Annotated in this window: 22 protein-coding genes and 1 pseudogene; 10 read left to right on the top strand and 13 right to left on the bottom strand. The window is 35.7% G+C overall.

What is annotated here, in order from left to right; genetic code table 11:
- Positions 1-150: 150 nt before the first annotated feature.
- The 3 genes and pseudogenes from B5V89_RS14320 to B5V89_RS14325 all read right to left on the bottom strand — a co-directional run bounded on the left by B5V89_RS14320 (position 151) and on the right by B5V89_RS14325 (position 2,414).
- Positions 151-1,497 (bottom strand): GntP family permease, encoded by a 1,347-nt coding sequence (locus B5V89_RS14320; RefSeq protein WP_108072578.1) that lies wholly within the window; start codon positions 1,495-1,497, stop codon positions 151-153.
- 91 nt (positions 1,498-1,588) lie between these two features.
- A pseudogene (locus B5V89_RS20745) lies at positions 1,589-1,762 on the bottom strand (gluconate kinase); the annotation flags it as partial.
- Complete coding sequence (locus tag B5V89_RS14325; RefSeq protein WP_066230735.1) at positions 1,683-2,414, bottom strand: GntR family transcriptional regulator; 732 nt, start codon at positions 2,412-2,414, stop codon at positions 1,683-1,685. The pseudogene B5V89_RS20745 and the gene B5V89_RS14325, both read right to left, overlap by 80 nt.
- Positions 2,415-2,701: 287 nt before the next feature.
- Between B5V89_RS14325 and B5V89_RS14330 the strand changes: the two genes are divergently transcribed.
- From B5V89_RS14330 to B5V89_RS14340, 3 genes are read left to right on the top strand one after another with little or no spacing between them, the layout of a single operon-like run.
- The gene (locus tag B5V89_RS14330; RefSeq protein WP_066230732.1) at positions 2,702-3,301 is read left to right on the top strand and encodes an HTH domain-containing protein; all 600 of its coding nucleotides are present in this window, start codon (positions 2,702-2,704) and stop codon (positions 3,299-3,301) included.
- Complete coding sequence (locus B5V89_RS14335; RefSeq protein WP_244913503.1) at positions 3,291-4,940, top strand: copper resistance CopC/CopD family protein; 1,650 nt, start codon at positions 3,291-3,293, stop codon at positions 4,938-4,940. The genes B5V89_RS14330 and B5V89_RS14335 overlap by 11 nt, the downstream gene beginning before the upstream one ends.
- Positions 4,941-4,964: 24 nt before the next feature.
- Complete coding sequence (locus B5V89_RS14340) at positions 4,965-5,621, top strand: YcnI family copper-binding membrane protein (RefSeq protein WP_107958216.1); 657 nt, start codon at positions 4,965-4,967, stop codon at positions 5,619-5,621.
- 68 nt (positions 5,622-5,689) lie between these two features.
- Here B5V89_RS14340 and B5V89_RS14345 read toward each other — a convergent pair whose 3' ends face one another.
- The 5 genes from B5V89_RS14345 to B5V89_RS14365 form a co-directional block, all read right to left on the bottom strand.
- The gene (locus B5V89_RS14345; RefSeq protein ID WP_108072581.1) at positions 5,690-6,070 is read right to left on the bottom strand and encodes a VOC family protein; all 381 of its coding nucleotides are present in this window, start codon (positions 6,068-6,070) and stop codon (positions 5,690-5,692) included.
- Positions 6,071-6,179: 109 nt separating this feature from the next.
- The gene (locus tag B5V89_RS14350) at positions 6,180-8,126 is read right to left on the bottom strand and encodes an ABC transporter permease (RefSeq protein WP_108072582.1); all 1,947 of its coding nucleotides are present in this window, start codon (positions 8,124-8,126) and stop codon (positions 6,180-6,182) included.
- Entirely contained in the window at positions 8,116-8,877 is a 762-nt protein-coding gene (locus B5V89_RS14355) for an ABC transporter ATP-binding protein (protein ID WP_108072584.1), read from the bottom strand. Before B5V89_RS14355 ends, B5V89_RS14350 begins: the two co-directional genes overlap by 11 nt.
- A gap of 100 nt (positions 8,878-8,977) precedes the next feature.
- Entirely contained in the window at positions 8,978-9,982 is a 1,005-nt protein-coding gene (locus B5V89_RS14360; RefSeq protein ID WP_107958222.1) for a sensor histidine kinase, read from the bottom strand.
- A 1-nt stretch (position 9,983) separates the two neighbouring features.
- Positions 9,984-10,670: a response regulator transcription factor gene (locus tag B5V89_RS14365; RefSeq protein ID WP_108072585.1), complete on the bottom strand. Its 687-nt coding sequence runs from the start codon at positions 10,668-10,670 to the stop codon at positions 9,984-9,986.
- A 241-nt stretch (positions 10,671-10,911) separates the two neighbouring features.
- On the opposite strand from B5V89_RS14365, the gene B5V89_RS14370 reads away from it, so the two are divergent.
- The gene (locus B5V89_RS14370) at positions 10,912-11,949 is read left to right on the top strand and encodes an LLM class flavin-dependent oxidoreductase (protein WP_107957853.1); all 1,038 of its coding nucleotides are present in this window, start codon (positions 10,912-10,914) and stop codon (positions 11,947-11,949) included.
- Positions 11,950-11,990: 41 nt separating this feature from the next.
- Here B5V89_RS14370 and B5V89_RS14375 read toward each other — a convergent pair whose 3' ends face one another.
- Positions 11,991-14,357: a penicillin acylase family protein gene (locus B5V89_RS14375; RefSeq protein WP_108072587.1), complete on the bottom strand. Its 2,367-nt coding sequence runs from the start codon at positions 14,355-14,357 to the stop codon at positions 11,991-11,993.
- 187 nt (positions 14,358-14,544) lie between these two features.
- On the opposite strand from B5V89_RS14375, the gene B5V89_RS14380 reads away from it, so the two are divergent.
- Positions 14,545-15,510, top strand: a complete 966-nt coding sequence (locus tag B5V89_RS14380; RefSeq protein ID WP_108072588.1) for a TRM11 family SAM-dependent methyltransferase — start codon at positions 14,545-14,547, stop codon at positions 15,508-15,510.
- A gap of 44 nt (positions 15,511-15,554) precedes the next feature.
- Here the strand turns inward: B5V89_RS14380 and B5V89_RS14385 are convergent, their stop codons facing one another.
- A complete protein-coding gene (locus B5V89_RS14385) occupies positions 15,555-16,487 on the bottom strand; it encodes a S66 peptidase family protein (protein WP_108072590.1) in 933 nt (310 codons plus the stop codon).
- Positions 16,488-16,718: 231 nt separating this feature from the next.
- On the opposite strand from B5V89_RS14385, the gene B5V89_RS14390 reads away from it, so the two are divergent.
- Positions 16,719-17,072, top strand: coding sequence for a c-type cytochrome (locus tag B5V89_RS14390; protein WP_108072591.1), 354 nt, complete (start codon positions 16,719-16,721; stop codon positions 17,070-17,072).
- Between the two features lie 91 nt (positions 17,073-17,163).
- Here the strand turns inward: B5V89_RS14390 and B5V89_RS14395 are convergent, their stop codons facing one another.
- Positions 17,164-17,424, bottom strand: coding sequence for a hypothetical protein (locus B5V89_RS14395; RefSeq protein ID WP_108072593.1), 261 nt, complete (start codon positions 17,422-17,424; stop codon positions 17,164-17,166).
- A 176-nt stretch (positions 17,425-17,600) separates the two neighbouring features.
- Between B5V89_RS14395 and tatC the strand changes: the two genes are divergently transcribed.
- From tatC to B5V89_RS14415, 4 genes are all read left to right on the top strand, one after another.
- Positions 17,601-18,335, top strand: coding sequence for a twin-arginine translocase subunit TatC (gene tatC, locus B5V89_RS14400; protein ID WP_108072594.1), 735 nt, complete (start codon positions 17,601-17,603; stop codon positions 18,333-18,335).
- Between the two features lie 45 nt (positions 18,336-18,380).
- Complete coding sequence (tatA, locus tag B5V89_RS14405; protein ID WP_108072596.1) at positions 18,381-18,578, top strand: twin-arginine translocase TatA/TatE family subunit; 198 nt, start codon at positions 18,381-18,383, stop codon at positions 18,576-18,578.
- A gap of 153 nt (positions 18,579-18,731) precedes the next feature.
- Positions 18,732-19,502: a gluconate 2-dehydrogenase subunit 3 family protein gene (locus tag B5V89_RS14410; protein ID WP_108072597.1), complete on the top strand. Its 771-nt coding sequence runs from the start codon at positions 18,732-18,734 to the stop codon at positions 19,500-19,502.
- 28 nt (positions 19,503-19,530) lie between these two features.
- Entirely contained in the window at positions 19,531-21,246 is a 1,716-nt protein-coding gene (locus B5V89_RS14415) for a GMC family oxidoreductase (protein WP_108072599.1), read from the top strand.
- A 150-nt stretch (positions 21,247-21,396) separates the two neighbouring features.
- Here the strand turns inward: B5V89_RS14415 and B5V89_RS14420 are convergent, their stop codons facing one another.
- Complete coding sequence (locus tag B5V89_RS14420; protein ID WP_108072601.1) at positions 21,397-22,890, bottom strand: peptide MFS transporter; 1,494 nt, start codon at positions 22,888-22,890, stop codon at positions 21,397-21,399.
- 165 nt (positions 22,891-23,055) lie between these two features.
- On the bottom strand, positions 23,056-24,306 hold the full coding sequence (locus B5V89_RS14425) for a GGDEF domain-containing protein (RefSeq protein ID WP_108072602.1): 1,251 nt from the start codon (positions 24,304-24,306) through the stop codon (positions 23,056-23,058).
- Positions 24,307-24,488 lie beyond the last annotated feature (182 nt).

Below are 24,488 nucleotides of genomic sequence, written 5' to 3' on the forward strand. Positions count from 1 at the left end.
ACCTAATCGCCAACCGATAAGTAGGGGAGTAAGGGGTGTTAATAAAAGAAAATTGGCAGCATATCCCTCCCTTCATACTAGAAGAATGAGAGGGGGAATATACCGCCAATAGAGCAAGGGATGCTTAACGATTAATTAACTGTAATTTATTTACACGACTAAACTTAATAATAAAATAAATCCTAATCCGGCTACTGAAATCACCGTCTCTAGTAATGTCCATGTTGCAAAGGTTTCTTTCATGCTTAAGCCAAAATATTCTTTAAACATCCAGAATCCAGCATCGTTAACGTGTGAGGCAATTAAACTACCTGCACCTGTTGCTAAAACAACTAAAGCGAGGTTGACATCGGATTGTCCGAGCATTGGGATTACCAATCCAGCAGTTGTTAAGGCAGCAACCGTTGCTGATCCTAAGGAAATCCTTAAGATGGCTGCAATGATCCAAGCAAGTAAGATTGGTGATAGGGAAGTTCCCTTGAACAACTCAGCTACGTAATCACCGACTCCGCCATCTATTAATACTTGTTTGAAGGCCCCGCCGCCCCCAATGATTAAGAGCATCATACCGATATGTGTAATTGCTGTCGTACATGAGTCCATTACTGTTTTGATAGGAATCTTTCGCGCTATTCCCATCGTATAGATTGCGACAAGTAAGGAGATTAACATAGCTGTACCTGCGTCTCCGATAAAACGAATCACCGCTAGTAAACTATTATCCTCAAATCTGATTGTCTTTTGAAGCAGTGTAATAATAGTAGCGATCGACATTAAAATAACAGGAAGGATTGCCGTAAATACACTGATACCAAAACTAGGTGTATTTTCAAGCTTAAATACCTTCTGTTCACCTAAAGAGGCGATGCTGCCCATTTTCGTAAAGGATTCAGGCACAACTTTTCTAGCAAACTTTGTAAATATGGGTCCGGCAATAATAACTGTTGGAATCGCAATAATAAAACCATAAAGTAGCACCTCACCGATGTTTGCACCATATTCTCCAGCAATAACGGTTGGTCCCGGATGAGGTGGTAGGAAACCATGAGTTACAGATAATGCCGCTGTCATCGGAATACCAAGATATAGAATAGACACCTTTAACTCTTTTGAAATAGCGAATATGATAGGAATTAATAATACTAAACCAACTTCGAAAAATAGGGCGATACCGATGATAAAGGAGGCTGCAACTACCGCCCATTGAATATTTTTCTCACCGAATTTATTCACAAGGGTCATGGCAATTCGCTGCGCTCCCCCTGAGTCTGCAATTAACTTACCTAACATCGCTCCAAGTCCAAAAATTAATGCTAAATGCCCAAGTGTTCCGCCTAATCCAGCTTCAATCGTTTTGACAATGTCCCCTAAAGGCATTCCAAGAGCTAAAGCAACACCAAATGATACAATGATTAATGAAATAAAAGTGTTTAATTTAAACCCCATAATTAAGATTAATAATGCTAGAATTCCAATTGCTACAATAATTAATGGCATTTGTTTTCCCCCTTTTGATTTAGTAAACCCCTTTGATAATTTGCAATTCTTCTATAATCTTCTGTTAAAACTTTGGATTAGTGAATGGAAACGGATAATAATTTCCTGTATTCCTTACTTTTCCTTTCCCACTAAATAACACAGCTTTTGTACTTGTCATACCAATATCTATTCCTAACATAAAGTTAGTCATTCTCTTGTATGACTCCTTTAGAAAGCAATTCTTGTGATCTCCATAGGTCTTCAACTTTCCCTTGAACATCATCAAAATTTTGATGCAAGGATTTAATCATGAGTGACCGATCTTTTGTTTTGATCGCTTCAATATAGAGTTCATGATTTTTTACAATCCGTTCAAAATCCTCGTATTTTTCCTTAAACCGCATCCTCATCGATAAAAGTATGAAGCTTTCCATCACTGGTTTTAAATTATTCCAAATCATCAAGATGTATGAGTGTTTAATAGCACGAATAATTGTTTCATGGAAAAGGACATCTTGATAGGAAAATTCATCAGCATCATAATATTTGATTGCAACTTTCATCATTTCCAAAATCTTGCTAAGTTCCTTTACTAATTCATTCACATCCATTCTTACAAGCCGTTCAAATACGAACGTTTCGATGAGTAGACGGACATCATAAATTTCTTCAATTTCTTTTTCTTTTAATCCGAGGACAATAGCCCCCATTCTTTCCAATTGAATAATATTTTCGGAAGCAAGTATTTTTAACGCATCTCTAACAGGTGAGCGGCTAACAGAAAAATCTGCTGCCAATTTATTCTCCGATAGAACGGTACCGCTTTCAATTGTGCCCGAAATGATTCGCATTCTAAGCTCGTATGCAATACGGTCTCCAGTTGAAGCTTTAGATAACCACTTTTCTGGATATAAATGTTCTGTCGATTCAACCATGAATGATCCTCCAATGTTACAAGTAGACTTGTATACAAGTATTATAATTTCAATTTTTCAAAATGTAAGCGCTTTTTTACCTGGTGTAAAAACTATTTTTATACTTTAATTAACTTTTTAATAGGTTATAAAGTTTTAGTTATGTATATACATGTTTCATTGATAAAAAATGTGATTAATTGATATTTCTTAACATAAATTTCACATTTCTATCTTGTTAATAACTAATGGGTGTTTTAATCTATTTATATGAAGTAAATTCCAACTAGATTAAGAGAGGTGCTTTTATGTTACCGATAGAAAGGCAAAGACAAATAGTAGCTTGGTTAGAAGAAGAAGAAACGCTATCAATTTCAGAAATTAGTAGACGTTTAAATGTATCTGAAATGACCGTATATCGGGATATAAAGCCATTATTGGAGGATAAAAAGATTACTAAAACCTCCCGTGGTGTTTCTCTGGCGACCATTGGCCATATTCCTTCGAATTCATGTACGTATTGTTTAAAGGAATTAAATAATAGACATCCTGTGCAAATTATCACCAATGATCAGAAGGTGGAACAATTATGTTGCCCTCATTGTGGTTTATTAAGATATCGGGATATTGAAAAAAATGTCTCGCAAATCATCTGCCGCGACTTTCTACAAAATACTACGATTAGCGGGAAGTTAGCTTATTTTTTAATGGATGCTGATTTTCATTTAAATTGCTGCCAACCACAGGTACTTACGTTTGATTCATTAAAATATGCTGAACAATTTCAAAAAGGCTTTGGGGGGGTAATTTTCCAATTTGAGCAAGCCATTGAAGAAATCGTGAAAAGAATGAATGGGAATCGAAGTTGTGAGTGTCATCAATTGGGAGGTAGTTACGTTGATAAATAACAAGAAAATTAATCTATTAATATCTCTCATTTGTCTTACTTTATTTTTATTTCCAACCTTTACCTCCGCCCATGCTTACATAGTCAAATCCAATCCTTCTGATAACGAGATTCTCAAACAATCACCGAAAAAGATATTCATCCAATTCGATGAGACCATCCAATCTGTGAATAATTCGATTCAAGTTTATAATGACAAAGGTAAACGGGTGGACCAGAAAAACGGGCATGTAAATGCAAAAAATTCAACCATTCTCGAGTGCGGTTTAAACTCGAAACTTCCAAATGGTACGTATCGAATTCAATGGAAGGCTGTATCAAATGATGGGCATCCCGTTCAAGGTGTGATTCCATTTCAAATCGGTTCAGATAGTGCAGTCCAAGATGGAACAGCGATAGAGGCGAAATCAGAGGGGTATACACCGCAAAGTGATCTTATCATTATTCGTTGGTTACAATACTTTAGCAATGCAAGCTATATTGGTGCTTTATTCTTTTTACTTTTGATACTTCAAAAGGATTTAGTCCAAAATGGATATGTTAAAAAGGCGTTTAAAAAGATACTAAATTATTCGCTATTATTATTATTTTTGAGTATTATTGTCAGTTTACCATTAATGGCATCTATTGAATTAACAACATCATGGAAACAAGTATTAAACATTGAAACGCTTAAGGATATGATTACAAATTCGGCTTATGGGAAAACGTGGTTAATCCAAGTTGGTGGTCTAATTTTATTATTGATTTTTACTTATTTATTGCATGTTAAAAGTAAATCATTACTTTACTGGATTTCTTTTATTATTGGAGTAGGTTTGATACTAACCAAAGCACTAACAAGCCATGCTGCTTCAACGACAAATGTATTATTAACGGTTGGAATGGATTTTCTCCATTTACTTTCAGCATCGATCTGGATTGGGAGCTTAGTTGTTTTTGTTGCTCTACTTCCTTTAAGCAGGAAAGTGGATACAAAGAATCATTATCTCGAAATGATAAGAAGGTTTTCCAAGTGGGGAATCATCATTCTCCTCGTTTTAACTGCGACAGGTATTTTTGGAAGTCTATTATATATTCCTAATCTCCGTTCACTTATTACTACTGATTATGGACGGACATTATTAGGGAAAGTTATTCTTCTGGTTATTATGATTATATTTGCAGCAGTGAATTTTACTAAAGGAAAACGTAAGAGTGAAAAGGGAGTTTCTCCTTCTTTATGGGGTGAATTACTAGCAGGAATAATTGTCCTAGTTCTTTCCGTTATCTTAACAAATTTACCAACGGCAATGGCATCACCGGGTCCGATAAAAGAATCAAAAACTGTAAATCAAGGAAGCAAAATTACTTTTGAAGCAACCCCAAACGTCATCGGAAAAAATACATTTGCTATTGATTTAAAAGATCGAAATGGGCAACCAATGAAGAATATTGAGCAAGTTGTCCTTACGTTTACTTGTCAGGAGATGGATATGGGCGAGGATACGAAAACATTATTGAAAGTTAAAGAAGGCAAATATGAAGGAATGGGTATGAATTTCAATATGGCAGGTCGCTGGAATGTTCATGTTCACGTCCTGACGAAAGATTTAGCAACCCTCGATACTGACTTTAAAGTATTGGTAGGTAGTCAATAATATAGAATAAGAGGAGAATCGAAAATGATAAAAACAATCAAAAAGATGTCGAAAGTGCTTTTACCAACAGTTCTAGGATTATTTTTATTTTCATGTGTGGCAAGTGCCCATGTGACAGTGAACCCAACTACTTCCACAACAGGTGCTTGGGAAACATATACAGTTAAAGTTCCAACGGAAAAAGAAATCCCTACAACTAAATTTACGATTAAAGCACCAGAGGGCGTAGAAATTGAGTCTTACCAGCCGATACCTGGGTGGAAATATTCCACTGATAAAGATGCCGATGGAAAAATAAAATCATTTACATTCGAGGCTACTGGTGAAGGAATCTTACCTGGTCAATTCCAACAGTTTACGTTTGTTGCAAAAAACCCTGATAAGGCAACAAAAATTGCATGGGATGCTTTCCAATTTTATAAAGATGGCAGTATTGTAGAATGGACGAAAGATGAAGGTGGAGATACACCTCATTCAATTACAGATATCGTTGCAGGTGCCTCTACGGATCAACATCATGATGATCAGGCTACAACAAATACAACAAAAAAAGAGGAAACAAAAACAACAAATGTTGAAGCATCTGACTCTGATCAATCAACTTCACTTCCTTTAATCTTATCAATCGTTGCAGTTGTCCTTTCGTTAGTTGCGCTTATCATGGCCTTTCGTAAAAAGTAATATAAACAAAAAATGACTTATTCATTAGTTGAATAGGTCATTTTTTGTTTATAAAGGAAGTTATGATGTTATTGAGCATGAACCTCACTCATTAATGCATGGGTGTTCCCTTCTGTATCTTTAAAAAAAGTCATCCAAGTCTCGGTTTGTCCCATTTTTGCTACGAGGTGTGGCTCGTCGATGAAGGTAACTCCATCACGAAGGAATTTCTCATAAGTATTTTTTATCTGATCAACTTGAAAATAGATGACAGAGCTGGCGTTGGCAAACTCGTCTTTTTCCGGCAAGCTTAGTAAAAGACGCAGGCCGTTACATTCAAAAAACGCCATAGTATCCGTATTAAATAATAAAGGAAGATTCAGTTGGTCTTTATAAAAGTGTATAGCCCTTTCTAAATCTTTAACAGGTACCCCAATTTGTCCTATCTTTTGAATAAAATCAGTATTCATTGAATTTTTCCCCTTCCATATCCGGCAATAGGTAAAAGAATTTTCTGATAAGTACATTATACATGAAAGAAAGAGCCTTGTGTAAAGGCTCTTTCGTATGAATTGCTCGTTATAGTGCATCTTTAATAACCTTTTTGTAATAAAGAACAGATAATATACCGAAGATTGAATATAGGACCGTGTATAGAACCATAACGGCGATCATCGGTGTCCATAATTCAGTACCAAATATGAACCAGCCGGATTTAACGGCGAAGTAACTATGGAGTAATCCAATGGCTAAAGGAATACCGAAATTAAATAGTTGCTTAGCTTGAATGCCCTTTAATAAATCTATTTGGGTAAAACCTAGTTTTCTCAAGATCGTGTAGTTTGGTTTTTCATCTTCACTTTCATCCATTTGTTTAAAATAAAGAATACAACCAGATGTAATCAAGAAAGTTAATCCTAGGAAACCGACGATAAACATGATGAGTCCCATCGATTGTTTCTGACTGCTGCTCATCAAAAGGCGTGATAAGTTTCCAGGGTGATCATCAAGATGTAACCCTTTGAAAGTGTTATTTGCCTTTTTAAGATTGGCGTCGTCCTTAATATCGATGCCAACATAATAAGATTGATCAAATTGAATTTCAGGATCGAGATCACTTTTTAATTGTTGAAAAACAGTATCGTCAACAACAGCAACAGGTAAGCCGCCGTATGTGAAAGTATAAGGAAGAATGAACTTATCCTTTAAACCAATATATTTCTGTGGAATCCGTTCTTTTTTCCCTTTTAAGACAATGGTTCCTGAATCTTTTAAGGACATTACTTTTGAAAGCATCCCATCTAATCCGCTAAAGAGGGTCTCATCCTTTGAAAGGTCGACATCGCTTAGGGATTTGTCGCTTATAACTGGAAAAGTCATGGCTGAGGGATCGGATTTCAATTCTTTAAAATTAGAAACCATTATTTTACTTATATCAATATCTACTTGAATGACTTCCATCCTTTTTTCATTATAGGCAATCTTCTTAGCATCTAATGCCTTTTCAAATTCGTTTGTATCTTTATCGTTTATCAGAGAAAAGTGAGTAGGTACATTTTGCTCCGCGGTTTTCTCTGCTGAGTAATAAGAGATATAAGATAACGACAATAAGCCGATAGCAAGTGCAGAAACGGTTGTAATAATCGTTAGTAACAAGGCGTTTGATTTCATCCGAAACATGATCGAGGAAAGGGATAATACTTCATTAATATTCAAGTATCCGCCTTTCTTTTTCCTAATAACATTCGTAATAAATGTGACAGATCCTTTATAAAAAAGATACGTTCCAATGATGACTGAACCGAGAATAAAGATCATGGCCATGAAAAGTTCGTTCGTAGTTGAAAAGTCTCCATCAAATAATTTTGATGAAACATAATAACCTGAAATAATTAATACAATGCCAATAACTCCAATCAATACTTCAAAAACACTTATTTTTTTCACTTTTCCTTCTGCGGAAGATATCACCCTAAATAAGGATAATATCGTTTGTCTTTTAATAAAAACATAGTTCATTAACATGATTACAAGATAGATGAGTGTAAAAACAATAAATGTTTGTATTAAAGCTTCTACAGAAAACTGAAGGGTTGCGTTTGTTTCTACATCCGTAATTTTAAATAATAACATCATAATCAATTTAGAACAGGAAAATCCAATAAAGATACCAATTAGTAAAGAACCATAATAAAGGATCAAGTTCTCAACACTCATAAGACGGAAGATCCCGTTCTTTGTCATTCCAATCAATTGAAATAAGCCAATTTCTTTACTGCGGCGCTTCATAAAGAGCTTATTTGCATATAAAAGGAAGACTGCGACGATTGCAATGAGCAGAATGGATGCTGCTTTCAACGCAGCGGCCCCTTTAATTGATCCTTTTGCTTCATTCATGGATGGGTCGTATTGCAGCGTAACAAACGCGAAATAAAGAGCGACACTAAAGATTAAGGCAAATACATAAAGATAATAATTCTTAATATTCTTTTTTAAGTTGCGAAGAATGAGATGATTAATGCTCATTTTGCACACCACCTAGTACTGCTTGTGTTTTCATAATGTAGTTAAAAAAAGCTTGTCTTGTTTCTTCTCCTTTGTTTAACTGCGTATAGATTTTTCCATCTTTAATAAAAACGACTCTGTTACAATAGCTTGCTGCGACTGGATCATGAGTGACCATTACAATGGTTGCTTGAAGCTTTGCATTTAAATCATTAAGCTTATTTAATAAATCGGAAGTTGATTTTGAGTCAAGCGCACCGGTTGGTTCGTCAGCAAATATAATACTTGGATGATGGATAAATGATCTGGCTGCAGAAGTACGTTGTTTTTGTCCACCAGAAATTTCATTTGGATATTTATCTTTTAGTTCGTAAATCCCTAGTTCAGTTGCCACTTCTTTAAATTTTAGTTCTGCTTCTTTTTTTGGCACTTTTGTAATCGATAGCGGCAATAGAATATTTTCTTTAACAGTCAATGTATCCAGTAGATTATAATCTTGAAAGATAAAGCCTAGATGACTTTTGCGAAATTCTGCTAACTGTTTTTCCTTCATACGAGTCATATCTTTTCCATCAATTTGAATGGTTCCGTTGCTCACCCGATCGATAGAGGAAAGGACATTAAGCAAGGTAGTTTTCCCGGAACCAGAAGGACCCATGATGCCGACAAATTCCCCTTTCTCTACGCTTATATCAATGCCTTTTAATACTTCTTGTTTATTGAACTTATTCCCATATACTTTATAAATATTATTTGCATCTAATATTTTCATTTTTGTATCGCTCCTTTATTTTATAGTTTTATTATAACGAGCCAAATTTTCATTATCCTTCGATTAAGCGAACAAAAAATAAAAGCATGTGACATTTTTGTCACACGCCCATAATTTGATGAAACTCATTTCTCTTTGGAAAAGTTAATGTAACAGTTGTTCCTTTTCCAAGAGTGGATTGGACATCAATTGTTATTAACAGGGATTTGGCACACTTTTTAGCTAAGTAAAGTCCCATGCCTGTTGCTGCATGATCTTGATGTTCGGCCGTGGAAGTGAACCCTTTATCAAATATCCGCGGCAAATCCTTTGGGTCAATCCCTCGTCCGAAATCTTTGACTTCAAGGACTGTATGTCTATTTTGCTCATAGGTTCTAATGAAAATATCGGATGCTTCACTATATTTAACGGCATTTGTTAAAAGCTGTCTGATGATGAAGGCGACCCATTTCCCATCACTAACCACTTCTGTCACTTCTAATTCCATATCAAATCCAATGCCTTTTTGCATACACCATGATTGTAAAGTTTTAATTTCTTTTACAATTAACGATTGAAGGTTTACTTTTTCCATGTATAAATCATTTTCCATAAATGGAATCCGCTTTTGATGAAGCTGGGTGTCGAGCAGCAGGTGGATTCGCAGCCATTCATGGGTTAATTGCTCTTTAATCTTTTCATCTTCTAAACGATCAATCATTAAACTCATTGCTGTTAACGGTGTTTTCACTTCATGAATCCAAGATAATAGTTCATCTTTCTCCTTTTCTAATGACATCAAATTATGTGAAGAATTCTTTTTTAGCATCTCTGTTTGTCCAGTTATCGAGTCTTCAATAATATGTTCAAAAGGACTTTCTGCATTGGGGATTCTCGTTAAATCGAGACTGTTTTCCCACTCTTCTAAGCTTCGGTAGAATTTCGTTTCCTTTTGATAGCGAATGATGACAAAAAAGATAAAGATGATAAAGGATAAAAAGACAATATAAAGTATAGATGAAAGCGGGATGGTTGTATCAATAAATGCTATAAAGACAAACAATAGCTGTAGAAATATAAATAGGAAGATCCAACTAAATCTTTCGCGTAAAAATTTTTTAATCATATTAAAATGCCTCTTCTACTGCGATATACCCTTGTCCTACTTTTGTTTCGATAAATTGCCCCAAACCGATCTCGTCTAACTTTTTTCGTAGTCTGTTTACATTGACGGTTAATGTATTATCGCTCACGAAGCGCTCATCTTCCCATAAGCTCTTAATTAACGCTTCCCGGCTAACGATTTTATTTTTTTGTTCAATTAGTTGTTTTAAAATAAAAATTTCATTTTTTGTCAGTTCAATAGAGCCTGTTTCATTGGAGACGATGTTTCTTTCGTAATCAATCGTTGCCCCACACCAAGTTTTGAGTACCGTTTCTTCCGTATTGTAGTTATATACACGGCGGAGGATTGCCTGGATTTTTGCTATGAGCACATCAAAGTGAAATGGCTTTTGTACAAAATCATCTGCACCTAGCTGCATGGACATCACCATGTCAGTAGGATGATCGCGTGACGATAGAAAGATGATGGGAACGTTTGAATGCGCGCGAATCATTCGGCACCAGTGAAATCCATCGAATTTCGGCAATTGGATATCAATAATGACTAAATCTGGTTTTATAGACGTAAAATCTTGCATCACATGATTAAAATCTGTAACACCATATACATCGTAAGACCAACTCGATAATCGATCTTTGATTTCATGGTAAAGAGTAGTATCATCTTCAATTAGTAGAAGTTTAAACATTGTAATCACCCAATTCTTTTCTTAAAAATATTGTATAGTAAATTCAGTTTCCTTGCTATACAGAGATATTAAGCTCTGGGAACTTATTATTTCCAAGAAAGATACCTTCAAAGGTTACTCATTTTTGATATGAGAATAGTATATGAGTGACATTTATGTTATTAACAAAAAAAGGTAGGCGATATACAGCACTTGGGAGGAGAATTAGGTGAAAACTGATCCCACATCTGAGCATTCCGGGATGGAAATAGGGGTATATTCATTCGGAGAAATCGCTCCTAATCCACATTCGGGACAAATAATTAGTTCAAAGCAACGTTTAGAGGAAATTATAGAGGCGGCAAAGATTGCTGATGAAGCGGGACTAGACGTTTTTGGTGTTGGTGAACATCATCGTTTAGATTACGCTGTGTCAGCACCCGCAATCATTTTATCTGCGATCTCACAGGTCACAAATAGAATTAAATTAACGAGTGCTACTACAGTATTAAACACGGTAGATCCTGTACGGCTTTTCGAGGATTTTGCTACACTTGATCTTTTGTCCAATGGGCGTGCTGAAATAATTGCAGGGCGTGGCGCCTTTATTGAACCTTTTCTCTTATTTGGATGTGATTTAGGAAAATATGATGAGTTATTTGAAGAGAACATTGAGTTGTTTCTGAAATTGAATGCGTGTGAGAAGATTACCTGGTCAGGACAATATCGTTCGGCACTACACAATGCGGAAATTTCACCACGTCCATACAAAAAAAATATTCCCCTTTGGATTGGTGTCGGGGGAAATCCAAATAGTGCAGCACGAGCAGGAAGGTTAGGCACAGGTTTAGCAATAGTGATTCTTGAAGGTGATCCAGCACGATTTAAACCAATTGTCGAGAAGTATCGTGAAACGGCTTATAATACTGGATTTTCTCCTCAAGATTTAAAGGTTGCTGTAACCGGACATGTTTATATTTCAGACACATCGCAACAGGCAAGGGATGAATTTTACCCCTATCATTCAAATTATTGGGGGAATCCGAATCAACCTCCAAAAGGGAATACACGTTTATCTAGGGAAGACTTTGAAAAGATGACCGGTCCAGAATCTGCTTTATTTGTTGGAAGTCCCCAGGAAATCATCGAAAAAATTCTACGGCAACACGAGCTGTTTGGCCATCAGCGCTTCCTTGCACAAATGGATATAGGTGGCATGCCTTTTAAAGAAGTGGCCAAAAACATAGAAAAATTGGCAACAAAGGTAGCTCCTGTTGTTAGAAAGGAAACAAAAAAATAATGGGACAGTGGTTTGGGTCCACCGTCCCGACTTTTTTCGGATTAAGGGGATAGTACGAGCTTGTTTCCCTTTTTGGTGTTAAGTTTTGTTGCATGATAAGTTCCTTCTGTCCATGCTTTGAGTTGATCGTGGTACCACTCACTTTTTATATGTCCTGATTGGCCGGGACCGACTATATGATAACCGGTATTCATATCATTGGTATCAATAACAAACCGCCATGAGGCTCCGTGATCAACTGTTCCATCTTCTTTATTAGCAGCTGCTTGAACGGTGACACTTGAACCGCCTACAGGAATTTTACCATCACTATTAAATAAATAGTTTAATGGTTTCACGCTAGAAAGTGGGTGGGCGAAATAGAGTTGATGGTATTTGCCCCATTCCCATTTCTTCACATTATCACCTTGTTTTTTTTCTATTTCTAGTACCGTTAGTTTTAATGAATCTTGTAATACCTTTTCCAATCCGCCATACTCACTTATCCACGGACCTGGTTTTCCTTCTGCAGCATGTCTAATTAATTCATCGACTGCTTGTTTTTGTCCGCCAAATTTTCCAAGCATTTCTTTTGAAATTTCTTTATTAAAAAGAATTTCAGGGATATTCCTCATCCACATATTAAAAATGAGTGGTGCAGCGGAATCTTTGTCATCGATAAAGTTCCAATTTTGTAAGGATACTAGAGCTTCCTTTTCAATTTTATTCTTTATTCCTCCCACATGCTTAAGAAAAATAGGAACAAATTCTTTTGCTTGTAAATTTAATTTGTCCATTTGCAAATCTTGCATATCTTTTGCTGTTATTTGATCTTTTGATTTTAAAACTTCTTGGATTCGCATTTGACGATACGGCTGTGCCCAATTATGACTAATATGGTATGGATAATCGTCAGAAATGACTTTATTATTAGCTGTTGAAATAAATCCTTCCTTCGGATTTATGGTTTTCGGCAGTTCGTTAAAAGGGATGTAACCCGTCCATTCGTATTCATCCGTCCAACCAGGGACTGGGAGCAGGCCATCTCCTTTTTTTCGAATCGGTATTTTGCCATTTGCTTTATAAGCGATTGTTCCGTCCTTCGAAGCGAAGACAAAGTTTTGGGTTGGAGTTTCAAAGTTTTCTAGTGCCTTTTCAAATTCATCCCAATTTCCCGCTTTATTCATTTGTAAGACGGCCTCCAATTCATTTGAAGGCTGTAGAGCCGTCCATTGTAATGAAAGAACCGTGTCCTTGCCGCTATCTGCAGCAAATTCGGAAATTACCGGACCATGTCTGGTGATAGTCACTTCATAATCAATCGTTTTTTGATCTTTAACCTTTATTGGTTCTTTAACAACCTCCGCATTCTCCCATTTTTTATTATAAAGAAATTGGTTTTTCTCTTTTGGATTTCTTTTTTCAATATATAAATCTTGAACGTCTGGTCCTGTATTCGTTACACCCCATGCAATTTCTTCATTATGACCTAAGATAATTCCTGGTACTCCGGCGAAAATAACACCGCTTACATTTACAGTTGGCGCTTTAAGCTGCATTTGATACCAAATGGATGGTGAATTAAGTCCTAAATGTGGATCATCGGCTAATATTGGTTTTCCTGATTTTGTTTTCTTGCCGCTTACGACCCAATCATTACTACCATTGAATTCAGGAGGTATAACTGCAGAGGCAAAGCTTTTTTCAAGATTTAACGTATCTTTGCTTATAATGTATGGTGCGTCTTTTGGATAGGATGGGAATAAATCATAGGCCTTTTCCTTAGGAAAGTTTTGCAGTAAGTAATAGCGGAATGCTTGATCTTCCCAATGTCCCCCAAGGTCAAATGCCATGTATTTTCCAATTGTTAGTGAATCAATTGGTGTCCATTCCTTCGGCTTATAGCCAAGGATTGTAAATTCAATCGGCCATTTTCCGTTGTCTTTTAATTCCTTTATATAGGCATTTACTCCGTCGGCAAACCACTGTAATGTTTCTTTCGCTTGTGATGAATATTCATTATAGGATGCAGTGGCAGCTCTTCTTAAACCAAGTGTACGGAAGTATTTGTCTTTATCGATAGCCGCTTCGCCGACAACTTCACTTAATTCACCTGAAGCTTGGCGCCTGCTTAGATCCATTTGAAATAAACGATCCTGTGCTTGAATATACCCCTGTGCCATATATAAATCTTGTTCATTTTCTGCATCAATGTGGGGCACACCATTTTTATCTCGTATGACGTTCACTTTAGCATTTAATCCGGACAATTTTATTTTACCTTCTGTTTTAGGTAAAGAACGAGAGATGTACGCGCTCGCCGCAAAATAGCCAACAAGGATTAAAACAACGATGATGGATAGCGTCCAAATTGATACCTTTTTCCAATTTATTTTCCTTTTTTTATGACTTTGTAAAGCAGTTTCCAAATTAATTTCCCCCTTTTATAGTAAGTAATTCGTGCCTAATGGATAGAATCCTTTTAAAGTTTTTCAAGAACTCCTTTTTGTTGGATAGTCCGAGTTCTTTGATATAATGAATGAAGCAGATCCAATACTAGGAAAAACAAGCTAGTTTCCCAGTTTTTAAAATTTCTGCGATAAAGGATGAGAATTGTTGGAAGGTAAAAATTATAAGCCAATATCTTATGTTTATACATATTCCTATCGCGATGAGGAACAATCGCTTTGTGAATTAGAGCTACGCACACTGTTTGATATAAACAATATAAATAATGATTTTCGCATAATTGAAAGTCCTGTAAAAATTAATCCTAGTAGGAGCCCGTTTTTAAAAGAACGAATTGATGTCATTTTTGAAGGAAATGAACTTCAAGATATCGTGCAGAAAGTAAAACAGTTAAAGGTAGGGGCGTATACGTATAAAGTTATTTATGTAAAAAGCGGTGACTTCAATCAGACAAAAAAGATAAGCTTTACTAAGCGACGAGAGATAGAGCGGGAAATTGGATTGCATATCGACGGAGAACCGAATTTAATCAATCCAGATCGACTATTTGGTATTTTACGTATAGATGAAAGGTGGGTATTTGGTGAGTACGTTAAGAATGACGCAAGTTGGTTGCGGCATCAAAAAAAGCCAAATAGTTATTCAACGGCACTCAGTACACGTGTGGCAAGGTCAGTGGTAAATATTGCCGTTCCTAATCCAGTTGGAACTAAAGCCATAGACCCCTGTTGTGGAATTGGAACAGTATTAGTGGAGGCTTTGTCGATGGGGATAGATATCGTTGGAAGCGACAGAAATTATCTTATTGTTCCAGGGGTAAGAGAAAACCTTGCTTATTTTGGACTTGAAGGTGAAGTAACTGTTAGAGATATGAATAAGATAACAGAAAAGTATGATGTAGCAATCATCGATATGCCGTATAATTTATGTTCTGTTTTACCGGATGCTGATAAATTGAACATGTTACAAAGTGCGCGGAGATTTTCTAGTAAATTGGTCGTAATAACAATTGAAGAAATTGATGACATTCTACTAGAAGCGGGATTTATCATTACTGACCGTGCTATTGCAAAAAAGGGCACATTTTCCCGACATGTCATTGTTTGTGAGTAAGTAGGGGAGTCTCGTAAGTCTATGAGACTCTCTATTCTTTAAAACTAATTGCAAGTAATGGATTCTTCTATTATCAAGTGTCTATTTGTTGCGTCTACACGTGCTTTTACACCAAGTGGCAAGGCCAATTTCGTTTTACAATGTCCAGCAAATACGTTATAAATAATGGGTTTATTGGTTGGAATTAGTATATTTTTAAACACATCCATCAATGTATAACCATTTGGATCCGTTTTACTTTCGCAATTTGTCCATGACCCAAGGATAATACCGGCAGCATCCGTTAATTTTCCCGCTAACTTTAATTGGGTTAACATTCGGTCAACCTTATATGGCTCTTCATCAATATCCTCTAAAAACAATAGTTTTCCTTTCGTATCTAGTTCATAGGGTGTTCCTAATAATGCACAAATTAGCGAGAGATTTCCACCAACAATTTCGCCGGTTGCTTCACCATCTACCATACTGCACATATTTTCCTTATTCGGATTCATAAGTTTTCCAAGAGGATGATGGTCCATCACTGTCCTTAATAAGGCTTGTTTTGTAAAATCATCCGCATCGATTAAATCAGAGGCGGCCATCGGACCATGTATAGTTGCCAAATGGCTTTTTTGCATCAATGCAATATGAAGTGCTGTAATATCACTATAACCAATAAATAGTTTAGGATTTTCAGCAATCATCTCATAGTCTACGTATGTCAATAGTTGGGGAGTACCGTATCCTCCTCGTATACATAAAATAGCATCTACTCTGTCATTCATAAACATTGAATTCAAATCCGTAGCGCGGCTCTTTGGAGTACCCGCTAAATAACCGCCTAATTCTTGAAAACAGCTATTGCCTGCTATTACATGAAATCCAAGACGTTCAATTGTTTCAATTGCCTTGAGAGTCCGGTCCCTTTTTGTGGGACTAGCAGGGGCAATTAAGCCAATCGTGTCTCCAAACTTTAGTGTTTTGCCTTTTTGCACATGACTCCCTCCTCTTTTTTATTACTATTCAATATGACAGAAGTAAATGAGAAAGAAATTAGTAAATGTTATTTCAATATAGCTTTATAAAAGTAAATGAATGACAATTTTCGTTTTGTATTCCAGTATAATGAATTTTCAAAAAAGTGTTTTTTACTTTTCACCATCTTTTATTGAGTTATAATAAGAAAGTTCGTATTACTAAATACTTTATTCTAGGAGGTTTTTTATATGAAAAAGACATGGGTTTCCTTTGGAATCAATATTGTTCTTTTGGTGTGTTTAGTATTTGTATTGTTTATATACAAGGGACCTCAATCTTCGCAAACAGCAAGTACTAGTGAACATGCATCAGCTAATACGACTGCTAATGCAGAGGCAATAGTGAAGAAAAATTGTATTACTTGCCATGGAGATACATTACAAGGTGGTGCGGGTCCGGCCTTGAATAAAATTGGTTCCAAATATGATCAAGGTAAGATAGAAAATATTATTAATAACGGAAAAAACGGAAAAATGCCTGCCGGTCTTATCTCAAAAGACGAGGCGAAAAGTGTCGCTGAATGGTTATCAAAGAAAAAATAAGGGTAATAAAAAGAGAACCTGACCCAAAAAAATGGGGTTCAGGTTCTCTTTTTGAAAAACTGAGCAAGGCGCTTTCACTTTTCTTACAAACTTAGAAAAAGGATGTCCAATTAAATACAACTGACCATACAATCGTATTTAGTACCAATCCGGTAATTAAAAGAGACCAACTATTCTTTTTCTGCTCCCAACATGCAATGATCACTGCAAGTCCAATTGGAATACCAATAAAGGATAACCAAGGAAAAGTGTCATTGAATTTAAAAAGAAAGATTGCTAGGCACGCGGTTAATAGTACTGATAAAAGAACCTCACTGAAAAGAGATAGTTCCGCTTTATTGTGAGTAGTCATTGTTTTTCTCCTTATGAAAAAATTTTTTTAATTCCTAATCATTTTTCAAAAAAATTTTTAAAGTTTTAGTGATTTTTCAATTTTTTGGGCGTATAATGGTTTTTGTTATTTCGTTTTCCTAAATATAAGTATACTATTATTTTATCCGTTTAAAAAGGGGTGAGCTCTAATTTAATATGGAACAGGCAAATCATCAAAACGATCAAGAACATGTACTTGTTTCGCATCTAACCGAATTAAGAAAACGGATGATTATCGTTATTGTATTTTTTATACTTTCTTTAATTTTAGGATTTTTCGTATCTTCTACGATTTTAAACTTTATTAAAAATCAACCTTCAGCTGTGGATATAGAGTGGAATGTTTTTGGATTCGGAGATGGAATAACCATCTATTTAAAATGTGCCCTTATTGTTTCGGTATTAATCACCTTACCTGTTGCTTTATATCAAACGTGGAAGTTTGTGAAGCCAGGATTAACTGAACAGGAGAAAAAAGGTACATTTATTTTTATTCCTATTTCATTTTTCTTATTCATTTTAGGCGTATTCTTTAGTTATTTTGTTTTGTTCCCGATGATGCTTCAATTTTTAACTAAAATCAATCAAACAATCGGAGCAACGGAAACATACGGAATTAATCAGTATTTTAAACTGATGTTTGGAATCATATTTCCAATTAGTATTATGTTCGAGTTGCCTGTAATCGTCATATTCCTTACGAAGGTTGGTATTGTAAATCCGCAGTTATTACGAAAAATTAGAAAAGTGGCGTATATGGTATTAGTCGTTATAGCTGCAGCTATTACTCCGCCGGATTTTGTATCTGAAATATTAGTCAGCATACCTCTACTTCTTTTGTTTGAGATTAGTATTATTTGCTCAAGTTCTATTTATAAGAAAAAAGGGTAAGAGATTCATAGTTTCATCAAAATTATTTTTTAGGAGTGAATATTTATGTTTAGTTCAATCGGAATTCCAGGTCTAATTATTATTCTAGTTCTCGCTTTAATTTTATTCGGGCCCGCTAAATTGCCACAACTAGGTAAAGCGGTTGGTGATACACTTCGAGAATTCAAAAAATCAACAAAAGAGGTTGTTGATGATGTAACAGAACCTTTTGAGTCAGAAGAAAAAAAGGATACTAAAAATTAATTTTATGCAGGTATTTAGTATTTCGTTTGTATGATGATGAATTGCTAACTTCATAGTCCCAACAAATAATATCTTAACCTAGTATTGAACAGGGTTAAGATTATTCTTTTGTTAAATCACATTATTTAGTAATGATAATTGGGGGTTTTTTGTGTGTCAGATAAAAAAAATCAAAATGGTGTACAAGATAATTCAAGACGTGTTTTCTTGAAAAATTCCGGATTGACTGTCGGTGGACTTATTGTCGGTGGTGCATTAGGTGGTTTGATTGGAAAAAAACCTGGTTCTTCGAAACCAGCATCAACGGAACCCGGTGGTCATCAAATGTCTAACTCATCCAATCCGTCAAGAGCGTTGATGTATTTCACGAATCAAGAGGATTTTTCAACAATTGAAGCTGCGGCAGAACAAATTTTTCCTAAAACAGATGTAGGTCCTGGAGCAAAAGACTTAGATGTAGCGTATTATATTGACCACCAATTAGCTGGGAATTGGGGATTAAATACAAAGGAATACATGTCCGGTCCTTTTTCTCTTGCTGATTCTGTTCCAGAGCTAGGATATCAAACCCATCTAAAAAGACATGAAATATTTGATTTGGGAATTCAAGCTTTAAATAGTACTGCACAAAAGAAACATAAGAAGAAATTCCATGAGCTTGAAGGCGATCAACAAGTTGCTATTTTAAAAGATTTTGAGGCAGATAAAGTAAAACTAAATGGTGCAACTTCAGCGAGTAACTTTTTTGGATTATTAAGAAAGGCAACGATTGAGGGAGTTTATGCTGATCCAATGTACGGTGGAAATAAAGATATGGCTGGATGGAAAATGAAAAACTTCCCAGGACATCAAATGTCTTATAAAGATATTATCGAAAAAGATTCGTTTGTGAAAATGGATCCGAAAAGCTTAAGTTCAATGTGATAAATTCTCTAATAGAAGGTGACTAGTTATGGCAAAGAAATTACCAAAGACTGATATAGTAACAGTTGGTGTAGGCTGGGTTGGTGGTATTATTGCTTCTGAGCTTACTAAAAAAGGATATAAAGTAGTAGGTCTAGAACGAGGAAAAAGCCGTTCTACACAAGATTATCTAAAAGTACATGATGAATTGCGCTATGCACAACGATATGAATTAATGCAAGATTTATCGAGAGAAACGGTAACAATTCGTCATAATCTAAAGCAAAAAGCATTACCATATCGCGAATGGGGTTCATTCCTGTTTGGTGATGGATTAGGTGGTTCTGGGGTTCATTGGAACGGACAAACTTATTTGTTTTTACCATACGATTTTGAAATTTATTCTAAAACCGTTGAGCATTACGGCAAAAACAAAATTCCTAAAGGTATGACGATTCAAGATTGGGGAATCACTCATGATGAATTATTACCTTACTACAATAAATTCTTAAAAATGTCGGGTATTTCCGGAGAGCCGAACCCATTAAAAGGTTCACCACAATACAAATATCCGACAAAGCCAATGCTTGAAAGCTCAGAAATGAAATTATTCAAAGATGCAGCTAGTAAACTTGGATATCATCCATATAGTATGCCATCAGCCAATCTATCAGAGAACTACACAAATCCAGACAATATTAGTCGTGGAGCTTGTCAATATTGTGGTTTCTGTGAAAGATTCGGTTGTGAGTATGGAGCTAAGGCAGACCCTGTGGTGACTGTTCTTCCAGTCGCTGAGAAGACTGGTAAATATGAACTGCGTACACATTCTGTAGTTCGTAAAGTGTTACATAGTGGTGGAAAAGCAACAGGTGTGCTTTATGTTGATACACGTACGGGTGAAGAATATATTCAAGAAGCTGAAGTAGTTGTTCTTTCTGCTTATCAAATGAATAATGTAAAGATCATGTTAAATTCAAAATTAGGTAAGCCATATGATCCAAAAACAGGACAAGGTGTAATTGGTAAAAACTATGCATATCAAGTTAACTTTGGTGGATCTACTGGATTCTTCGATAAAGAATACAATGTATTTGCCGGAGCTGGAGCATTAGGATCTAATCTTGATGATTTTAACGGAGACTTCTTTGATCACTCTGATTTAAACTTTATCCACGGTGCAAATGTTCGAATTGGTAAATCAGGAAATCGTCCAATTCAAAACAATGCGGTACCTGCGGGAACACCCTCTTGGGGTAAAGAATTTAAAGATGCATCAATAAAATACGCAAATCGCACAATTTCAGTTGGTGCACAAGGGGCATCCATGCCATGGGCAGATAATTACTTAGATTTAGATCCAACTTATAAAGATGCCTTTGGTGATCCTCTTGTTCGTATGACGTTTAACTGGAAAGACCAAGATAAGCAATTAGGTAAATATCTCGGTGAAAAAACTGCGGGAATTTTAAAAGAAATGGGCGCATCAAAAGTCAATCAAGGTGGCCAAAAAGTAGGCGACTATGATATTCGAAACTATCAATCTACACATAATACTGGTGGTTCAATTATGGGAGCAGATCCTGAGACAAGCGCTCTAAATAATTATTTACAAATGTGGGATTGTGAAAATGTATTCTCCGCCGGTGCAAATGCTTTTGGTCATAATTCCGGCTACAATCCAACAGGAACAGTAGGAGCATTAGCATATCGCGCTGCAGAAGGTATTGAAAAGTATCTTAAAAAAGGCGGTTCACTCGCTTAACCACTAGTTTCCTATAAAATTAGGTTAAACCAAATATGATAATATAAATAGAAAAGGCTGCCTGATCAGAAAAATATCAGGCAGCCCTTTTCGTTTTCATAGGCTTTTGAAAATGTAATTTACTATTTGTTTAGGTGCCCCGCGCTTTTCTTAATGAACACCTTTCATAAAGCTTTGAATCTTTGGAGAGAGAATAAATAAAATAATACTTAGAACAATTGATGCCCCTCCTATGATTCCAAAGTAGACCATTTCGGTTGCAGGTGTATAGAATTTTACTATTTGTGCGTTAATTGCTTGTGCAGCTGCATTAGATAAGAACCATAAGCTCATTGTTTGTGCTGAGAATGCAGCAGGTGCTAGTTTTGTAGTTGCTGATAGTCCAACAGGGGACAAACATAATTCGCCAATTACGACTATAAAGTAACTAAGAACAAGCCATAGCGGGTTAACCAATGAATTAGAGCCGCCGAAGTATGCTGGTAAAAGAATAACTAAAAATGAAATACCGGCAAATAATAATCCAAATGAAAACTTCTTAGGAATAGATGGCTGGCGTTTTCCTAACTTCATCCAAAGCCATGCAAACACTGGTGCAAACACAATAATAAATAATGGGTTTAATGACTGGAACCAAGCAGGTGAAATATGAATTCCAGCAAAATCTAATTGTGTCCGTTTGTCGGCGTAAGTTGCTAGGATGGTTGATCCTTGCTCCTGTATTGCCCAGAACATAACCGAAGCAATAAACAATGGAATATAGGCAATTATGCGTGACCGTTCTACCTTTGTTGTTTTAGGGCTGCGATACATTACAATAAAGTACATAGTCGGAATCAAAATTCCTAATATACCGATTAAGCCGATAAAAGTTTTAAAATTAAGGATTCCCATCGGAATAGCAATCGCACATAAAATCGCAATAATAACAATAGCTAACCCAATTATAGTGAATACCTTTTTCTTTTCAGTTGGAGATAATGGATTGGCAACAAAGGTTCCAGCAAGACCAAGATTTTTCTTCTTCGTTGCAAGAAAGACAACTAGTCCGATAAACATACCAACCGCTGCGCAGGCAAAGCCTAGGTGGAACCCATAATTTGATTGTACAGCCCCAACAACTAGAGGAGATACAAATCCACCAAGATTGATTCCCATATAAAAGATACTAAAACCGGAATCACGACGACTATCCTCTTCGCTATAAATTTCACCGACCACACTAGAAACGTTTGGCTTTAATAACCCCGTACCGAGGACGATTAATACCATTGACACGAAGAAAAATGAAATATTCCCCGGTATGGCTAAGGCGATATGCCCGAGCATGATAAGTATCCCACCGAAAAATACCGCCCTGGATGTACCAAAAATACGGTCAGCTAGCCAACCACCGATAATTCCCGACATATAAACTAATGATCCATAAATAGATACAATAGCAAGGGCAGTTGATTGATCAAGTCCTAAACCGCCTTTTGAGACCTCATAATACATATAGTAAACTAAAATTGCTTTCATTCCATAGTATGAGAAACGTTCCCAGAATTCCGTAAAGAACAGGGTGAATAATCCTTTCGGGTGTCCGAAAAAGCCCTTTTGAGGAACACTAGACACAATTTTCTGTCTATTGATTTCTGACATTAAATTTACCTCCCTTGTTATTATAATATAATACTTGTAATTTTAGTTATTGTCAAAATAATTGTTATATTAGTATTTGCGTTTTTATATTCTCCGTTATTATTAATAATAAATTTTCTGGAAATAACTTTATTCCAAAAAAAGACAGAGAATCATGAACAATGCTCATTGATTATCTGTCTTTAGTATGGCGTTCTTTACCGTTATTTTATTCCTACCCAATTCTTTTGACTGAAGAAGAAGTTGGTCTGCGTATACATATCCTTTACCAATTGATACATCATCATTTAACTTGAGGAAATAAAGCCCAAACGAGGCGGTGTAAGAGATAGGAATGGACTCTGAATGATATTCAACTGTTACCATATTACTCATAACATCCTGTGAAATTGTTTCGATTAAGGCGACACTCGTTTCAAACGATCGATTTCTTAGAAACAGTGTGAATTCCTCGCCGCCACTTCTAAATAAATAATCATCATAGTTTAAGCGGCTTTTTAATATAGTTGAAAAATGCTGGATGACGCGGTCTCCGACGGCATGATTGTAGTTATCATTAATTCTTTTAAATTTATCGATATCTGCAACAACGATGGCAATTGTTTCATTTGATTGATTAAGTTCAGCCATTTTTTTATCCATGTATGCTCTGTTTGCAATCCCGGTAAGAAAGTCCGTGTATGCCATTTGTTCAAATTTATCTCTTTCGATTTTGTTTTGTATGCTATGGGATTTGAAAACAAAGGATCGGTTAACAAGATAGTTAAGAATAAACAGGCTGATAATCATCTCCCATTTTCCCTCTTCTAAAAGAAGGAGTAATAGTCCGTTCGTAAAGGCGACTTTCCCAATATCCATAAAGCTTCTTGTTTTAAAAATAAATTCGATGGTTTCTGACCTTGATTTTATATCCCCCGAAATATAAAGGACAATAGCTAAAAAAGTTCCTGTAAGAAAGGAGCTTACACATACTAGGAAAATCATTAATATCCAAAATCCAAAAGGAATATGTTGAAAGCCGGGATGCAAAAGCGTGAATAAATAATAGGAAATAGAGTTACTTAGGACAAATGAACCGATATTATAAAATACATCTAAAAGTTCACCGGGATCCGCTGTATTTTTCCACCTTTTCGTTAGATAGACCGTAAAACGATAGATTGTTTCAAAAAGCAATAAGCCTAATGTTCCGGTGAAAATAGCAAATGAAAGGCTATAGCTAATTCCATAATCAAAACTAGTATTGTTTTTTTTGCTGATTATTGGTAATTGGTAATAAAGACTAGAAAATACCCAATACAAAAGTAATGCGATTACAAATGTAGTGGGGTCAATTGTAAAATGACCTAAACTAAATGCTACTGCTAATGAAGTGAAAAATAGTAAAAAATCGAATAACCGTGCTTTTAGCGTCACTGAAGAATTCTCCTCTAAATACTTTATAATTCATTTTACCTAAAAAGTTCCCAGAATGCATTACTATTTTCTGACTTATTAGACATAACAGCTAGCAAATAGGGACTAAAGATTAGTAAAGCGCTTTAAAAAGTTTTAGCAAAATATGTTATACTATTCTGAAAAGACTTGTGGTAATAAGT

Origin of the sequence: Heyndrickxia sporothermodurans, from assembly GCF_003055045.1 — a bacterium.
In the GTDB taxonomy this organism is placed as follows: domain Bacteria; phylum Bacillota; class Bacilli; order Bacillales; family Bacillaceae_C; genus Heyndrickxia; species Heyndrickxia sporothermodurans.

Excerpts from the sequence above, each read along its gene's own strand:
- B5V89_RS14320 (WP_108072578.1), bottom strand. The coding sequence starts at position 1,497 with ATGCCATTAATTATTGTAGCAATTGGAATTCTAGCATTATTAATCTTA.
- B5V89_RS14325 (WP_066230735.1), bottom strand. The coding sequence starts at position 2,414 with ATGGTTGAATCGACAGAACATTTATATCCAGAAAAGTGGTTATCTAAA.
- B5V89_RS14330 (WP_066230732.1), top strand. The coding sequence starts at position 2,702 with ATGTTACCGATAGAAAGGCAAAGACAAATAGTAGCTTGGTTAGAAGAA.
- B5V89_RS14340 (WP_107958216.1), top strand. The coding sequence starts at position 4,965 with ATGATAAAAACAATCAAAAAGATGTCGAAAGTGCTTTTACCAACAGTT.
- B5V89_RS14345 (WP_108072581.1), bottom strand. The coding sequence starts at position 6,070 with ATGAATACTGATTTTATTCAAAAGATAGGACAAATTGGGGTACCTGTT.
- B5V89_RS14350 (WP_108072582.1), bottom strand. The coding sequence starts at position 8,126 with ATGAGCATTAATCATCTCATTCTTCGCAACTTAAAAAAGAATATTAAG.
- B5V89_RS14355 (WP_108072584.1), bottom strand. The coding sequence starts at position 8,877 with ATGAAAATATTAGATGCAAATAATATTTATAAAGTATATGGGAATAAG.
- B5V89_RS14360 (WP_107958222.1), bottom strand. The coding sequence starts at position 9,982 with ATGATTAAAAAATTTTTACGCGAAAGATTTAGTTGGATCTTCCTATTT.
- B5V89_RS14365 (WP_108072585.1), bottom strand. The coding sequence starts at position 10,670 with ATGTTTAAACTTCTACTAATTGAAGATGATACTACTCTTTACCATGAA.
- B5V89_RS14370 (WP_107957853.1), top strand. The coding sequence starts at position 10,912 with ATGGAAATAGGGGTATATTCATTCGGAGAAATCGCTCCTAATCCACAT.
- B5V89_RS14390 (WP_108072591.1), top strand. The coding sequence starts at position 16,719 with ATGAAAAAGACATGGGTTTCCTTTGGAATCAATATTGTTCTTTTGGTG.
- B5V89_RS14395 (WP_108072593.1), bottom strand. The coding sequence starts at position 17,424 with ATGACTACTCACAATAAAGCGGAACTATCTCTTTTCAGTGAGGTTCTT.
- tatC (WP_108072594.1), top strand. The coding sequence starts at position 17,601 with ATGGAACAGGCAAATCATCAAAACGATCAAGAACATGTACTTGTTTCG.
- tatA (WP_108072596.1), top strand. The coding sequence starts at position 18,381 with ATGTTTAGTTCAATCGGAATTCCAGGTCTAATTATTATTCTAGTTCTC.
- B5V89_RS14415 (WP_108072599.1), top strand. The coding sequence starts at position 19,531 with ATGGCAAAGAAATTACCAAAGACTGATATAGTAACAGTTGGTGTAGGC.
- B5V89_RS14420 (WP_108072601.1), bottom strand. The coding sequence starts at position 22,890 with ATGTCAGAAATCAATAGACAGAAAATTGTGTCTAGTGTTCCTCAAAAG.